This window comes from Actinomadura sp. NPDC047616 (assembly GCF_040642915.1).
Classification (GTDB): domain Bacteria; phylum Actinomycetota; class Actinomycetes; order Streptosporangiales; family Streptosporangiaceae; genus Spirillospora; species Spirillospora miaoliensis.
Window position 1 is genome coordinate 616,459 of sequence record NZ_JBEYTB010000002.1, and the last position, 14,604, is coordinate 631,062.

13 protein-coding genes are annotated in these 14,604 nt (G+C 74.1%); 2 read left to right on the forward strand and 11 right to left on the reverse strand.

Features of this window, described 5'->3' with window-relative positions:
- Nucleotides 1-21 precede the first annotated feature (21 nt).
- From ABZ801_RS07070 to ABZ801_RS07080, 3 genes are all read right to left on the reverse strand, one after another.
- The gene (locus ABZ801_RS07070) at nucleotides 22-456 is read right to left on the reverse strand and encodes an SRPBCC family protein (protein ID WP_344955307.1); all 435 of its coding nucleotides are present in this window, start codon (nucleotides 454-456) and stop codon (nucleotides 22-24) included.
- Between the two features lie 63 nt (nucleotides 457-519).
- Nucleotides 520-1,287: a metallophosphoesterase gene (locus tag ABZ801_RS07075; protein WP_360693913.1), complete on the reverse strand. Its 768-nt coding sequence runs from the start codon at nucleotides 1,285-1,287 to the stop codon at nucleotides 520-522.
- 57 nt (nucleotides 1,288-1,344) lie between these two features.
- Nucleotides 1,345-2,049, reverse strand: coding sequence for a copper homeostasis protein CutC (locus tag ABZ801_RS07080; RefSeq protein WP_360693916.1), 705 nt, complete (start codon nucleotides 2,047-2,049; stop codon nucleotides 1,345-1,347).
- Between the two features lie 325 nt (nucleotides 2,050-2,374).
- Between ABZ801_RS07080 and ABZ801_RS07085 the strand changes: the two genes are divergently transcribed.
- Nucleotides 2,375-4,168, forward strand: a complete 1,794-nt coding sequence (locus tag ABZ801_RS07085; protein ID WP_344955301.1) for a long-chain fatty acid--CoA ligase — start codon at nucleotides 2,375-2,377, stop codon at nucleotides 4,166-4,168.
- 9 nt (nucleotides 4,169-4,177) lie between these two features.
- Here the strand turns inward: ABZ801_RS07085 and ABZ801_RS07090 are convergent, their stop codons facing one another.
- From ABZ801_RS07090 to ABZ801_RS07125, 8 genes are all read right to left on the reverse strand, one after another.
- Nucleotides 4,178-4,792: a GNAT family N-acetyltransferase gene (locus tag ABZ801_RS07090; protein WP_360693919.1), complete on the reverse strand. Its 615-nt coding sequence runs from the start codon at nucleotides 4,790-4,792 to the stop codon at nucleotides 4,178-4,180.
- Between the two features lie 53 nt (nucleotides 4,793-4,845).
- Entirely contained in the window at nucleotides 4,846-5,499 is a 654-nt protein-coding gene (locus ABZ801_RS07095) for an SDR family oxidoreductase (protein WP_344955297.1), read from the reverse strand.
- Between the two features lie 150 nt (nucleotides 5,500-5,649).
- Complete coding sequence (locus ABZ801_RS07100) at nucleotides 5,650-6,975, reverse strand: DUF1996 domain-containing protein (protein WP_360693923.1); 1,326 nt, start codon at nucleotides 6,973-6,975, stop codon at nucleotides 5,650-5,652.
- Between the two features lie 32 nt (nucleotides 6,976-7,007).
- On the reverse strand, nucleotides 7,008-7,658 hold the full coding sequence (locus ABZ801_RS07105; protein WP_344955293.1) for a DUF4142 domain-containing protein: 651 nt from the start codon (nucleotides 7,656-7,658) through the stop codon (nucleotides 7,008-7,010).
- 237 nt (nucleotides 7,659-7,895) lie between these two features.
- Complete coding sequence (locus ABZ801_RS07110; RefSeq protein WP_360693926.1) at nucleotides 7,896-9,389, reverse strand: ferredoxin; 1,494 nt, start codon at nucleotides 9,387-9,389, stop codon at nucleotides 7,896-7,898.
- Nucleotides 9,386-10,177 carry a hypothetical protein gene (locus ABZ801_RS07115; protein ID WP_344955289.1) on the reverse strand — a complete coding sequence of 264 codons (792 nt, stop codon included), beginning with the start codon at nucleotides 10,175-10,177 and terminating at the stop codon, nucleotides 9,386-9,388. The genes ABZ801_RS07110 and ABZ801_RS07115 overlap by 4 nt, the downstream gene beginning before the upstream one ends.
- Nucleotides 10,161-12,200: a hypothetical protein gene (locus ABZ801_RS07120; RefSeq protein ID WP_360693929.1), complete on the reverse strand. Its 2,040-nt coding sequence runs from the start codon at nucleotides 12,198-12,200 to the stop codon at nucleotides 10,161-10,163. Before ABZ801_RS07120 ends, ABZ801_RS07115 begins: the two co-directional genes overlap by 17 nt.
- A gap of 219 nt (nucleotides 12,201-12,419) precedes the next feature.
- A complete protein-coding gene (locus tag ABZ801_RS07125; RefSeq protein WP_344955285.1) occupies nucleotides 12,420-13,052 on the reverse strand; it encodes a TetR family transcriptional regulator in 633 nt (210 codons plus the stop codon).
- A 76-nt stretch (nucleotides 13,053-13,128) separates the two neighbouring features.
- On the opposite strand from ABZ801_RS07125, the gene ABZ801_RS07130 reads away from it, so the two are divergent.
- A complete protein-coding gene (locus ABZ801_RS07130; RefSeq protein ID WP_360693932.1) occupies nucleotides 13,129-14,331 on the forward strand; it encodes an MFS transporter in 1,203 nt (400 codons plus the stop codon).
- The last annotated feature ends 273 nt before the right edge of the window (nucleotides 14,332-14,604 follow it).

Genomic DNA, 14,604 nt, shown 5'->3' on the forward strand with positions numbered 1-14,604 from the left:
GGACGGCGATGCGCCTCCGGGTCAGCCCTCCACGTGCCGCTTGAGGCCCTTGAGCGCCGAGTCGATGATCCGCTTCTCGGCCTTGCGCCGCACCATGCCGATCATCGGTACCCGCACGTCGACGGCCAGCTCGTAGGTGACCTCGGTGCCGCCGTCCTCCTCGGTGAGCAGGTACGAGCCGTGCAGCCCGGTGACCACACCGCCCTGCTCCACCAGCTCCCAGCGCACCCGCTCGTCGCCCTCCCACCGGTAGGACAGGCCGACGGTGTCGCTGAACGGGCCGCCGTCGAAGGTCAGCCGGGCCAGGCTCGCCCGCCCGTCCGGCCCGGTCTCCTGCACCGTGAACTCGCGGATGCCGCTCGCCCAGCGCGGATAGGACTCCAGATCGGCGATCACCGCCATGACCTCGGCCCGGTCGGCCTTGATCGTGATGGAAGAACTCGTCCGGTCCGCCATCGCTGTCTTCCTCCGCCTCGTCAGCCGCGGGGCCCCCGCCCGCGGGTCCACCGAAAGTATCCGTCACACCGACAGCGCGTAGGGCACCCCGCTGGCCCGGAAGTGACCGACGTTGACGCACTCGGTGCGGCCCACGCGGATGCGCCGCGCGAGCGGCTGGTGAACGTGCCCGAACAGAACGTAGCGCGGCTGGGTGTCCCTGATCAGCTGGAGGACCGCCTCGCTGCCGCGTTCGAACCGGCGGGCCACGGTGTCGTACAGCAGCTCCGGCACCGCCGGGGGGATGTGGCAGCACAGCACGTCCACCTGCCCCACCGCGGCGACCTTGGCGGCGTAGGCGTCGTCGTCCAGCTCGTAGGGGGTGCGGTACTCGGTGCGCAGCCCGCCCCCGACGAACCCGAACCGCAGCCCGCCGATCTCCACGGTCTCCCCGTCCAGCACCCGGTGCCCGTCGCGCGCGTACTCGGCCCACATGTGCGGCAGGTCGACGTTGCCGTAGGTGAGGTAGGCGGGCGTCGGCATGGCCGCGAACAGCTCGGCGTACTGCCTGCGGACGGCGCGTTCGATGTGCGGCCAGGCGCCGCCGTCCAGGGAGTCCCACATCGTCCGGGAGAACGCCCGCGCCTCCTCGAAGCGCTTCTGCGTGCGCAGCGCGATGAGGTGGTCGGCGTTGCGCCGGCCGAACAGCTCCGCGAAGATGCCCTGCGCGTGGTCGGAGTAGTCGACGAACAGGATCAGATCGCCGAGGCAGATGAGCGCGTCCGCGCCGTCCCCCGCGCGTCTGAGGGCGTCCGCGCGGCCGTGGACGTCGCTCACCACGTGGATCCGCATGAGCCGACTTTAGAGGCGCCGCCGTCCGCGCGCGAGACGGGATCATGCTCTCCCGGATCACGCGTCCCGGGGGCGCGCCGCGGACACCAGGGCGCGCCACTCGGCGACCAGGCCGGGGTCGACGGGACGGTCCCAGGACCCGTCGGGCCGCACCGCGGTGCCCACGTGGAAGGCGGTGACGCCCGCGGCGGCCAGCGGGGCGACGTGCCGGCGGCGCAGCCCGCCGCCCGCCATGATCAGGGACGCGGCGTCCGGGCCCTCGGCGGCCCGCCGCACCAGCACGTCCAGCCCGGCGTTCACGCCGCGGGGCGAGCCCGCGGTCAGCACCGTGTCCGGCCCGCCGTGCGCCTCCCGCAGCGTCCGCCAGGCCGCGGCCGGGTCGGCGGCATGGTCGATCGCGCGGTGGAACGTCCAGGGCAGCGGGCCCGCGGCCGCCGCCAGCTTGCCGGTCGATCCCAGGTCGAGGTGGCCGAACGGGTCGAGGAACCCCAGCACGAAGCCGTCGGCGCCGCAGTCGCGCAGCCGCCGCGCGGTCTCCACCAGCCGCGACAGCTCGCGTCCGGTGGTGCCGAACCCGGCGTTGGCGCGCAGCATCACCCGCATCGGCAGGGTCGTGGCGCGCCGCGCCTCGGCCACGACGTGAGGATCGGGGGTCAGGCCGTCGGCGGCCATGTCGGCGACCATCTCGACGCGGTCGGCGCCGCCCTCCTGCGCGGCGCGCGCGTCGGCCGCGGTCAGTGCGATCACTTCGAGCAGCGCCATCGCCCCGCCCCCGTCCCGGCTTGCGTGCGGTCGCGTCTCACCTGGTCAGCGTAGGCGAGCGAAGATGCGCGCGAACGGCGTCCGGCGCGGCCTTTGCCGGTCTGTTAACCACGGCCCCGCCGGGCCCGGCGCCGCGCTTACGGCACCTCGAACGAAGGGTGACGTGCGCCTCGACGGGCGTTTTCCTACTCGCGGGTATCCTTTGGGTCGGTCAAGCCTGTACCGTCGTGCCCGCCGACCCGCAGAATTCCGACCCGCGAACACCTTCGATCCGAGCGGATCGATCCGCACCAACGCACCCGCACAGTTCGACCGAGGAGTGGCCGTGCGCGAGTTCAGCGTCCCCGCGATGGTGGAGGTCCCCGGCTCCACCAACCTGACCGACGCACCGTTCTCCCGGGCCGCCGAGCGGCCCGGCCAGATCATGCTCCGGCGCAGGGACGGCGCGTCCTGGCGCGCGGTCACCGCCCGGGAGTTCGCCGACGAGGTGACCCGGCTCGCCAAGGGCCTGGTCGCGGCGGGCGTGGAGCCCGGCGACCGGGTGGCGCTGATGTCGCGCACCCGCTACGAGTGGACGCTGATCGACTACGCCGTCTGGGCGGCGGGCGCGGTGACCGTGCCGATCTACGAGACGTCCTCCGCCGAACAGGTCGAGTGGATCGTCGGCGACTCGGGCGCCGTCTGCGTGTTCGCCGAGACCGACGCCCACCGCGCGACGATCGAGGAGGTCCGGGACCGGCTCCCGGGCCTCTCGCACGTCTGGGTGATCGACGACGGCGGCGTCGACGCCGTGGCCGCGCTGGGCGAGGACGTCGACGACGCGGTGGTCGAGGAGCGCCGCCGGTCCCGCACGTCCGACGACGTGGCCACCCTCGTCTACACCTCCGGCACCACCGGCCGTCCCAAGGGCTGCGAGCTGACCCACGGCAACCTGGTGCTGACCGCGCGCAACGCCGTGCAGGGCGCGATCTCCGAGATCACCGTGGCCGGCAGCTCGACGCTGCTGTTCCTGCCGCTGGCGCACGTGTTCGCCCGGCTGATCCAGGTCGCCACCATCGAGGGCGGGATCGTCCTCGGGCACAGCGACATCGCGGGCCTGCTGCCCGACCTGGCCTCGTTCCAGCCGACGTTCCTGCTGGCCGTGCCGCGCGTGTTCGAGAAGGTCTACAACGGGGCCGAGCAGAAGGCCATCGCCGAGGGCAAGGGGAAGATCTTCAAGGCGGCCGCCGACACCGCCATCGCCTACAGCCGGGCGCTGCAGGACGGCGGCGCGCCCGGGCTGGGCCTGCGGCTGCGGCACAAGGTGTTCGACGTGCTGGTGTACGGGAAGCTGCGGGCGGCCGTCGGGGGCAGGGTGCAGTACGCCGTGTCCGGCGGCGCCGCCCTCGGCGAACGGCTCGGCCACTTCTTCCGCGGGGTGGGCATCACCATCCTGGAGGGCTACGGCCTGACCGAGACCACCGCGCCCGCGACGGTCAACCGGCCCACCGCGTTGCGCGTCGGCACGGTCGGGCAGCCGATCCCCGGCGTCACGGTCCGCATCGCCGACGACGGCGAGGTGCTGGTCAAGGGCGTCAACATCCTGCACGGCTACTGGAACAACGAGGCCGCCACCAAGGAGGCCCTGGACGACGGCTGGTTCCACACCGGCGACCTGGGCGCGCTCGACGACGACGGCTTCCTGCGCATCACCGGCCGCAAGAAGGAGATCCTGGTGACCGCGGCGGGCAAGAACGTCGCGCCCGCCCCGCTGGAGGACCGGCTGCGCGCGCATCCGCTGGTCAGCCAGTGCCTGGTGGTCGGCGACGGCCGCAAGTTCATCAGCGCGCTGATCACGCTGGACGAGGAGGCGCTCGGCCCCTGGAAGGAGCGGCACGGCAAGCCCGCGGGCATGACGCTGGACGAGCTGCGCCGCGACCCCGACGTGATCGCCGAGATCGACGCGGCGGTCGCCGAGGCCAACAAGGCCGTCTCGCACGCCGAGGCGATCAAGAAGTACCGCATCCTCGGCGTCGACTTCACCGAGGAGGCCGGGCACATGACGCCCAGCCTCAAGGTCCGCCGCCACGCCGTGATGAAGGACTTCGCCCAGGAGATCGACGCCCTCTACGGCGGCTGATCCGGTCGCTCAGCCGGTGCCGCGGCCGAGATAGGTCAGCGGCCCCGGGTCGGCGATCGGGATCTCGTGGAATCCCAGCCGGTCGTAGAAGGCGCGGGCCGCGGTGTTGGCCGTGACCATTCCCAGGTGGACGGCCGGGACGTTCCGGCGTCGCAGCGCGTCCAGGAAGGCGCGCATCAGGGCGCGGCCGTGTCCCTGCCGCTGGTGCTCGGGCAGCAGGTCGATGTGCAGGTGGGCCGGATAGGCCTCCAGTCCGGGCACCAGCATGCGCTCGGGGTCGTGCATCAGCTCGATCATGGCGTCGCTGGGCGTCACCGGCGGGCCGCTGGGGGCGGGGTAACGCTCCACCAGCGTCGGCAGCCACGAGGCCCGGTACTCCTTGACGAACGCGGCGGTGTCGGCCGTGCCGACGATGTAGCCGACCGCGCGTTCGCCGTCGTCCAGCACGAAGGCCAGTTCCGGTTCGAGGTGCACGTACGGGCCGGCGAAGAGGCTCGGCATCAGTTCGAGGTCGGGGTAGATGTGCCGCGAATCCCCTCCCTCGTGGGCGGTGCGCACGCAGACGTCGTAGACGGCGTCGCGGTCGCCGGGGCGGTAGGGCCGGGTGACGGGTGTAGGGCTCACGGCCCCATCATGGAGCGCGTGGGAGCGCTCCCACAAGTCTCCTCCACCCGCTGTCACAAGGCGGCGACGGCTTCGGCGACGGGGACGTCGCCGCCCACCAGCTCCAGGGTGCGGTGGTTGACGGACGGGGCGTCCAGCAGCGCCACGATCACGGCGGCGACGTCGTCGCGGGTGACGTCGCCGCGGCCGACGGGCGGCTCCGCCAGGGTGACGCGGCCGGTGCCGGGGTCGTCGGTGAGCCGTCCCGGACGCAGAATCACCCAGTCCAGGTCGCGGGCGCGCAGGTCGTCCTCGGCCTCCCCCTTGGCCCTGACGTAGGCGGCCCAGACCTCGTCGGTGCCCGGACGCGGCGGCTGCCCCGCCCCCATCGAGGAGATCTGGACGAACCGGCGGATCCCCATGCGCTCGGCGGCGTCGGCCATCAGGACCGAGGCGGCCCGGTCGACGGTGTCCTTGCGGGCGGCGCCGCTGCCCGGCCCGGCCCCGGCGGCGAACACGACCGCGTCGGCGCCGTCGGCGCGGCGGGCGACCTCCGCCGCGCCCGCGTGCTCCAGGTCGCACACGACGGGTTCGGCGCCCGCGGCCTGCACGTCGCCGGCGTGGTCGGGGTTGCGGATCAGGGACCGCACCCGGTCCCCCCGCGCGGCCAGCAGCCGCGCCAGCCGCAGTGCGATCTTCCCGTGGCCTCCCGCGATCACAACGTCCATGTCGCCGATCCTAGGCGGGCACGCCCAACGCGCCCTCGGCGCCCCGGACCCGGCCGCGCCTCGCCGCGCCCGTACGGCGCGGGCACGGCCGGTGAGGGTGCGCCGGAAGACCTGTCCCCACCGGCCGTGCGTCCGGGGGCGGACGCCGGCTTAGGAGCAGTTGCGTCCGCTGTTGATGCAGTTGACGACGGTCCGCATCAGGTTGTCGGGCATGACGTTGGCGAAGTCGGCGTGGTCGGTCACCGGATCGTGGGCCTGCTCGGGGAACGAGTCCACGGCGAACGCCTCCGCCCGGTTGGGCAGGTCGTACCGCAGCGTCATGCGCAGCTGCGGAATGGCCCGGGTGCCGGGCGGGCAGGCGCCGGCCTGGTCGGGGAACACCACGTGCGTGCGGTGGTTGGCGCTGTCGGTGTTCTGGCCGTCCCAGCAGCTGGGGAACTCCAGGATGCGGGTCACCTGGCTGTCGCCGGGGCACAGGGGGTACTTGTCGGTGAACGCGCGGTTCTCCTGGCCGGAGCAGGTCCACAGGGCGCGGGCGTTGGCGGTGCCGTTGGTGCCCGCCTTGGCGTCGCCGGTGATGATCCGCAGGAAGCGCGGCATGGCGACGACCCTGCTGCGCGCGTTGCCGCGGAACTCCATCCGCGCCTGCGCCGGCCGGACGATCCTGCCCAGGTTGCCATCGGCGGTGCTCTGCGCCGCGGTCGGCGAGTCGTCCTGCTGGGCGCGGTCGCGCATCACGGGCCAGAAGTAGGTGGACTTGTCTCCCCGGGCACAGGTGGTGCCCGCCGCGGCCAGGCTCTCGTCGGTCGACTGCCCGTCGGTCGACAGGTTGCCCACGTAGTCGTGGGTGTGCTGGGCGCCGTTCTGCACGCCGGGCGCCACGATGAAGTTGTCGGGGTTGTGGTGGTTGTTCTGGTTGGTTCCACAGCGCGACACGAACGTCCCACGCGAGCCGTTGCGTCCGGCAGGCGGCTGGGCGCGTCGCGGCGCCTGCGCGATGGGGACGAAGTCGTCGGCGTTCGGACCGGGGACGACGCCCTGCTGCTGCCCCTGCCCCTGGTTCTGGCCCTGCCCCTGGTTCTGGCCCTGCCCCTGGTTCTGGCCTTGACCTTGGTTCTGGCCTTGGCCTTGGTCCTGGCCGCCCTGCTGCTGGCCCTGGCCGCCTTGGTTCTGACCTTGGCCGTCCTGGCCTTGGCCGGCCTGGCCCTGCCCGCCTTGCTCCTGGCCGTCCTGGCCGCCCGGAGCCTGGCCGCCCGGAGCCTGCTGTCCCGGGGCCTGCTGTCCCGGGGCCTGCTGCCCGGGGGGCTGGCCGCCGCCGGTTCCGTCGTCGCCGTTCCCCTGGCCGTCTCCGGGGTCGCCGGGCGCGGCCGCGGCGAGCGGTTCGGCGGGCGCCGCCCAGGCCGCGGGCTGGGCGACCGAGGCCGCCACCAGCAGGGCGGCCGGGACGACCACGGCGATGCCTTTCTTCTTGCGCATTAGAGATCTCCCTTGGAAGCGGGGTCGGGGACCTACTTGGAAACGAGGGACTCCTGTGTGGCCAGACCCGTGCTCTCCAGCAAGGTCATATGGGTGTTGACATAGCGCAGCGCGCGTTCGGCGAAGGCGCGGACCTCGGTGTTGCGGCTTTCTGAGCGAACCTGCGCGATCACCGGGAAGACCTTTCCGTGCGCGGCGCGCAGCCGCAGCACGAACGTCCGGTCGAAGTCGGCGCCGGTCGCCCCGGACATCTCCCGCAGCCAGCCCTGCTGGTCGGAGTTGGGCTGGCTGGGCAGCATCACGCCGAGGCGCCTGGCGGTGGTGCGGGTGTCGGCGTCCAGCTGCGCGTGCTGCTCGGCGATCATCTGGCCGACCTCCTTGACCCGGGCGCTGCCCGACCGCTCCTGGGCCATCTGGCCCGCGGGCATCTCCCACAGCCCGGCCAGGCGGACCTTGGTCAGCAGGTCACGGTCGAGAGGGCCCAGCGGGCCCCACCGGGTCTCGGTCGTGGTCCCGGTGAGCGAGCCGCCGGACGCCCCGTTGGCCACCGACCGGCCCGGGGGGCTGAGCACGACGAACAGCGCCGCCCCCACCGCGACGACCGCGACCGCGACCAGAAGCATCTGGCTGCGCCCGAAACGCCGCAGCACGCGCATCTCCGCCGCTCCATAAGACTTTCCCACGCGATATCATTCCCCTTTCCGTGATCGCGTCGGCCGACCCGACGGGGGTCGCCGGTGAATACGCGGCGGAACGGTTCCCCGGTTCATTCGGATCACCTTTTTCCGCGTTTTCTCCGCGCGGCTTTTCGCGGGCAGCGTCGAACGCGCACGCCGGTGCCCGGCGCGCGTTTTCCGGAGGCGTTTTTCACCGCGGCGGCGGCGCGGCGGCCCGGCGCCGGCCGTGCCGCCCGCCGCCGGTCATGTCGTGGTGACCCGCAGGGCCAGGGCGGGGCACATCGCGATGGCGCGCTGCACGTCGCGCTCCATCCAGGACGGGATCTCGGTGCCCAGCACCTGCGGGAACCCGTAGCGGTCGAGCTGGATCAGCTCCGGCAGCAGGTACGCGCACAGGCCGTGCCCGTCGCAGCGCCCCCAGTCGATGGCGACCTTGCCCTCGGAGCCCTTGGGCACGGGCAGCGGCAGCACGCCGAACGTCTTCATGCCGCAGTCGCCGCCGCGCATGTGCAGGTCGATGTCGGCGCCGAAGGCGTCCAGCGCCGACACGACGAACTTGGCGGTGCCGTCGGGGTGCGAGCAGGCGCCCCGGCCGCGTCCGATCCCGGCGGCGCGCCGCACGTCGTCGGGGATGGCGGCCCCGCCCTTCAGCGCGTTCAGCGTGCGCACGATCTCCGGCAGGCCCAGGCGGCACGGGCCGCACTGCCCCGCCGAGTCGCGCGCCAGGTACGACACGATGCGGGTGACCTCGCCGAGCGGGCACGTCCCCTGGGTGAGGGGCACGATGATGCCCGCGCCGACCGTCCCGCCGACCTTGCGCATCCCCTTGCGGGACAGCACCGCCATGCTCACCTTCCGCGGGTCCAGCCACAGGCCGTGGTAGCCGCCGACGAGCACGGCCGGGCCGGGCGGGACGTCGCAGTGGTCCAGGACGGTCCGCAGCGGGGTGCCGAGCGGCGCCTCGACGACCTTGGTGCCGCCGATGGTCAGCAGCGTCGTGCCGGGCTCGTCGTCGGTGCCCGCCGACGCGTACAGGTCGGGGCCCAGCGAGGTCAGCACGGCCAGCTGGGCGAACGTCTCGGTGTTGGACAGCAGGGTGGGGCAGCCGTCCACGCCGCGTTCGGCGGCGCGGACCTTGCGGGTCGGCGGCACCGGCAGCTCGCCGTTGATGGCGTTGATGACCGCGCCGGCCTGCCCGGAGATGAACCGTTCGGCCAGCAGCACCACCCGGGCGGGCATGCGCCGCTCGGTGATGGCGGCCCGGATCGAACGGGCGGCCTCCTCGCTCTCCACGGCCACCACGATGCGGCGGGTGCCGAGCGCGGTGGCGGCGATCTCGGCGCCGTCCAGCACCAGGTGCGGGGCCCGGGTGAGCAGCACCTTGTCCTTGAAGCTGGCGGGCTCGCCCTCGGCGCCGTTGACCACGACCACCGCGTCCTCGCTGTCGCGGCGGTCGTCGCGCTCCTCGCCGGGCAGCAGGTCGGTCTGGTCGGCCGAGGGGTACCGGATCCGCGCCGCCACCGCCATGATCTTGCGGGCGAACGGGAAGCCCGCGCCGCCGCGGCCGCGCAGGTCGACCTGCTCGCACATCTTGACCACGTCCTCCAGCACCGGCGTGTGCAGCTTGCCGTGCACGGCCAGGTGCCGGTTGAGGTCCAGGCGCTCGAAGCGGTCGAAGCCGAGCGTCAGCCGGGGTCCGCCGATGTTGCCGACGGTGATCGCGGAGGTGGACGTCATCGCACCACCTCACCGCCGCGGGCGCCCCCCTGCGGCGCGGACAGCGGATCGGCCAGCGGATCGGCCGGCAGGTCGGCCAGGCCGGGCGCCTGGACGACGGTGCGCGGCGCCACGGTGGCCGGGTCGGTCATGCCCTGGCCGACGTAGCGGATCTCGCGCGGCTTGCCCGCCGTGAACAGCCGCGTGACCAGGGCCAGGAAGACCGCGCCCGCGCACAGGATGTAGCTGAGGTTCACCCAGTTCGCCGCGGCGCGTCCTGCGGTGAGCCCGTGCACCAGGGCCAGCGGCCAGGCGACGTAGGCGATCGCGTGCATGGACCGCCACAGCCACGGCGCGCCGCCGCGGAAGGCGAACCGGACGCGCAGCAGCCCGGTCAGCCCGAGGAAGATCATCATCTCGAAGGCGAGGGTGCCGAGCCCGACCGGGCCGAAGCTGGGGACGACGATCTGCGCCGGGGCGGCCAGCCCGCCCAGCACCTTGACGATGACGTGCGCGACCACGCACGTCACCGACAGCAGGGACGCGGCCCGGTGCGCGCCCTGGACCAGCACGCGGTGGCGGATGTGCAGGATGAACCGGTCGGTGGCCAGCAGGCCGCTGACCACGGCGGCGGTCAGCGTCAGCAGCGTGAACACGCCCACGTAGTAGTTCAGGAACGCCTGCACCTGGCCGGCCGCGGCGGCGCCCGGCGGGGTGGCCGCTCCCACCAGCACCAGCACCGAGGCGAGCGCGATGGCCCACAGCGCCCAGGACGGCAGGACGGGCTCGTCGCTACTGCGGATCTTCACTGGTCGAACTCCTATCCGGTGTTGCGGGAGGCGCGGGGTTTTCCTTTCCGGCTCCGGTCCCGGCACCGTTGCCGCCGTTGCCGTTGCCGTTGCCCTTTCCGTTGCCGTTGCCGCGTCCGGGCGCGTCGTCGCCGCCCTGGCCCGGAGGCGCGGTGTCGTCGGCGGGGGCCACCGGCCCGAGGTTGGCCAGCAACCCGCCGGGAAGCACCTGCATCAGCCCGCGCTGGGCGAACCCCAGCAGCGGGTTGGCCTGCTCGCGGAACGTCCACCCGCCGATCCGCGCGCCCTCCAGCGGCACCCCTTCGGCGCCGCGGCGCAAACCGAACTGGACCTCGGCGCGCGGGGCGGGCGCGCCGCCACAGGGCCGCGCCGTGCCGGTGCGTCCGAGCAGGTCGCCGCGCCGTACCACGCTGCCGTCCCGCAGCGCGGCGACCCCCCGCATCCGGTAGTAGGCGCTGGCCAGGCCGCTGTCGTGCAGCACCATGACCAGCGCGTTGCCCGCCCCGTCGCGGCAGAAGCGGTAGAACCGGCCGTCGCCCGCGGCCAGCACGCGCCCGTCCCCGCCGGAGAACGCCAGCGTGCCGAGCGGCCGGCCCGGCTGCGCCCCGCCCTCGGCGGCCGTGCCCATCGACCAGATCTCGCCGACCTTCCAGGGCAGCATGAGCCGGTCGCCGACGCGGGACCCGTTGGTCGCGGTGGCGGCCTGCTGGGCGGTGACGGAGCTGAAGCGGGCCAGCACCCTGGCCTCGTCCGCCGACATCACCCCGGCGGGCACCCGGCCGAGCTGGGCGGCGAACGCGCTGGAGCCCGACAGCGCGGTCTGCCAGCGTCCCAGCGACCAGCGCGCCACGAAGAACGCCACCTCGGGCATCGCCGAGCGGCCGTCCGGCACCGGGATCGCGGTGGTGCCGAACGCCCAGGTGCGGTCGGCGCTCATCCGGACGGTCGCGACGACGGGCTGCGCGGCCGGCTCCGCTCCGTACGCCTGCCGGGCCGCCGGGCCGCGCTGCAGCAGCGTGACGCGGCGGATCTGCGCGGTCAGCGTCTCCACGTCGGGCGCGGTCGGCGTGGACGCGCCGGGGCTCTGCGCGGGACGCGCCGGGGACTCGCCGCGCCGCGGCGTGGCCGACCGGTCGCGCGCCGGGGGCAGCGCGCCCGCGGACCCGGCCTGCTGCGGCGTGCCGATGGGGCCGCCCTCCAGGACGGCGCGTTCCACGACCGCGAGCAACGCCAGGCCGACGACGATGGACAGCGTCAGCGCGCCCGCGCTCAGCCGGTCGGTCTGGCCGAGCTTGATCCGCGGACGCGGCGCCGCCGCCGGGGCGCCGTCATCCCGCCGCCTCGGCCGGTCCGGTGTCCGCCCGTCCTCCTTGCCGCGCCGCTCCCTACCGCCGCGCCGCCTGCGCCCGTCCGCCCGCTCACGCCCCGCACGGGCGGGCGAGCGCCCCTCGGACCCGAGCCCGCGGGGGCCGGCCCGGAGACCGCGCGGGTCGTAGGCCAGGTCGGGGGACGTGGAGGTGAGATCCGGGGACGCCCCTTCTCCCACGGCCGGGTTCTCGGGCGCGGGGAAGCGGCCGCCGGCCGGGAACCGCGCGCTGGGATGCTGCTCGGGAGAGCGCCGTTCGCTGAGGGGACGCACGAGTGCGCTCCGGTCGCGTCCGGGCGGCTCGTACCGCCGCGTGGAGCGTCGCCGGGGAAGCTCGGGCGGCTCGGGCTGCGGCTCGGCGAAGACCGATCCGGGCGGTCCCCCGGGAAGAGGCTCGTCCGGGGGGCGTTCGCCGAACAGCCATTCCTCGGCCACCCCGGCCGCGCGGGAACGCTGCCGCTTCTGTGGCCGCTGCCGCCGGTTACGGGACCGCCGGCGTGCGCCCGGCCGGTCCTCCCAGAAGCGCGCGTACGTCTCCGCCTGTGCGTACGCGTCCTCCTGCGAATTCGCAGAGGTCTCCTGCGGAGACACGTGTGTCGTCTGCGGCGACGCATAGGTGAAGCCCTGAGACGCATGCCTGCCGTCGCGTTGCGCCATGCCCCTCTCCTGTGGAAGGAGGCGGAGCGCTCGGCGAACGTGGGCATCGGCCCCTTACCGCGCCAGGCCCGCTCATACCCGGCGCCGGTTCCCTGAGACAGTGCGGCCGCCACGCCGGGAGCCCGCTCTGCTCCCGTGGCGTCCGGGGGCGTTCCCCTCATCGGGGTCGGCCCGCACCCACGGAGCATACGCCCCATGGGCCACCCGGATGTGCGCTGGTTACAAAAAATCCGTGTTCGCCAGTGCCATACGTACGAAGGCGGTCAGATGTTCACGCATCTCGGCGGCCGCTTCCGGACCGTCCAGGGGAGTGCGGAACAGCTCGGCGAGCTGCGGAAACGCCACGGGCGTCAGCGCCAGGCCGGTCAGCACGAGCAGCAGCCGCCCGATCTCGGGCGACGGCTCGCGGCCCAGGTTCGCGGCCAGCGAGGCGACCTTGTCCTGGCAGTGCGCGACCCGCCGCCGCTGCTCGGGCAGGCTCTCGGTGCGGCCGTACAGGCCCTCCCACAGCAGCAGCCGCGCCAGGTCGGGGTGGTCGCGGTAGTAGTCGAACATCCGCCCCACCCACCCGGCCGGGTCGTCGCCCGGCAGCGCGGTGACCTCGATCAGCTCGTCCAGCGCGGTCTCGATCACGGCGTCGAACAGCTTCTCCTTGTTGCCGAAGTAGCCGTAGATCCGCTCCTTGTTGACGCCGGCCCGGCGCGCGATGCGGTCCACCCGGGCCCCGGCGATGCCGTGTTCGGCGAACTCCTCGCGGGCGGCGGCGAGCAGCGCCAGCCGGGTCGACTCGGCGCGCGGGGAGGCGGCCCTGCCGGGCCCGGACGAGGTGGACGGGACGTCATCACTGGGCATGGGCCACATGATAGCCATCACCGCCACCAACCGGTTGGTTGACTTCCAACCGGTTGGTTGGATACTGTCGCCGACCATGGAGCGCACCACGTCCCCGCCGATGACATCCGCCGCCTCCGCCGACCAGGCCCCCTCCTACGCGCCGACCGTCCGCACGGCGGCGGTGCTGGGCCTCACGGCGCTGCTGGCCACCTCGCAGCTGTACGCGATGATCCCGCTGCTCGGCCCCGCCGCCGCGGACTGGCACACCGGCGCGGCGTCGCTGACCTGGCTGGTCAGCGCGTTCGGGCTCGGGTACGCGGCCGGTTTCCTGCTGTTCGGCCCGCTATCGGACCGGTTCGGGCGCCGCCGCGTCATCGTCGCCGGCATCGCCGCCACGGCCGTCACCACGGGGCTGGTGGCGGCGGCCCCCGGCCCGCACGCCGCGCTGGCCCTGCGCGTGCTGCAGGGCGTGACGACCGGCGCGTTCCCGCCCGTGGCCATGGCCTACATCGCCGAACGCGTCGCTCCCCGCCACCGGCTCACCACCGTGACCCTGCTGACCACCGGCTTCCTGTCGGCCGCGGTGGTCGGGCAGCTCGTCGCGCAGGGGCTGGCCGCGGCGCTGGACTGGCGCGCGTTCTTCGTCGTCGGCGCCGCCGCGTTCGTCCTGCTCGCCCTCGTCCTGCTGCGGGTGCTGCTGCCGGACGAGCCCCGTACCGACGGCTCCCCACTGGACGCCTACCGCGCCATGCCGCCGTTGCTGGTCAGGCGCGACCTGCTGCCGCTCTACCTGGCCACGACCACGGTGCTGGCCGCGTTCGTCGCGATCTACACCGGGCTGCAGCTGACCGGCACGACCGGGCTGCTCGGGCTGCGGGCGAGCGCGCTGCCGGTGATCCTGGCCGTGCCGCTCCTCTCGTCGCGGCTGGCGCGCGTGCCCGCCCGCGCGCGGCTGGCGCTGGCCCTGGCCACGGCGGCGGCGGGCGTGGCCCTGGTCGGCCTGCTGCACCCCGGCACGCTCGGCCTGGCGCTGCTGCTCATGCTGGTCACCGCGGGAATCGCGGTCGCCATCCCCACCCTGATCGACACGATCGGGTCCCGGGCCGGCGCCGCCCGCGCGCCCGCCGTCTCGTTGTACTCGGCGCTGCTGTTCGCCGGGGCCAGCCTGGGCCCGCAGATCGCCGGAACGCTGGCCGCGCACGGCCTGGCCGCGCTCGGCTTCGCCCTGGCCGCCCTGCTCGCGGCGGGCGCGGTGCTGCCGCTGGCCGGCCCGCGCGCCGCCCGTTCCGGCCGGTGACCAAGGCCTTAGCGCCGTCTGATTTGTCCCTTAAGTCGGCCCTAACGGAGTTCGCGGCGCCGCCCGCCCGCCCTAACGTCGAGCACGTCATCGGTCGCCGGCGCAACCGGAGGAGGTGCCCCGATGAACGATCACCGCAGCGGGGCGGCCCACCCCTTCTCCCGTCCTGCCGCGGCCGCATGCCGGGGTCGCGCCCCGGTCTCCCGTCCGCGCACTCCCGATCCCGCCGGACCGGTCCGTCCGCACCGGGCGCCCGCCTCCAGGTTCTCCCCC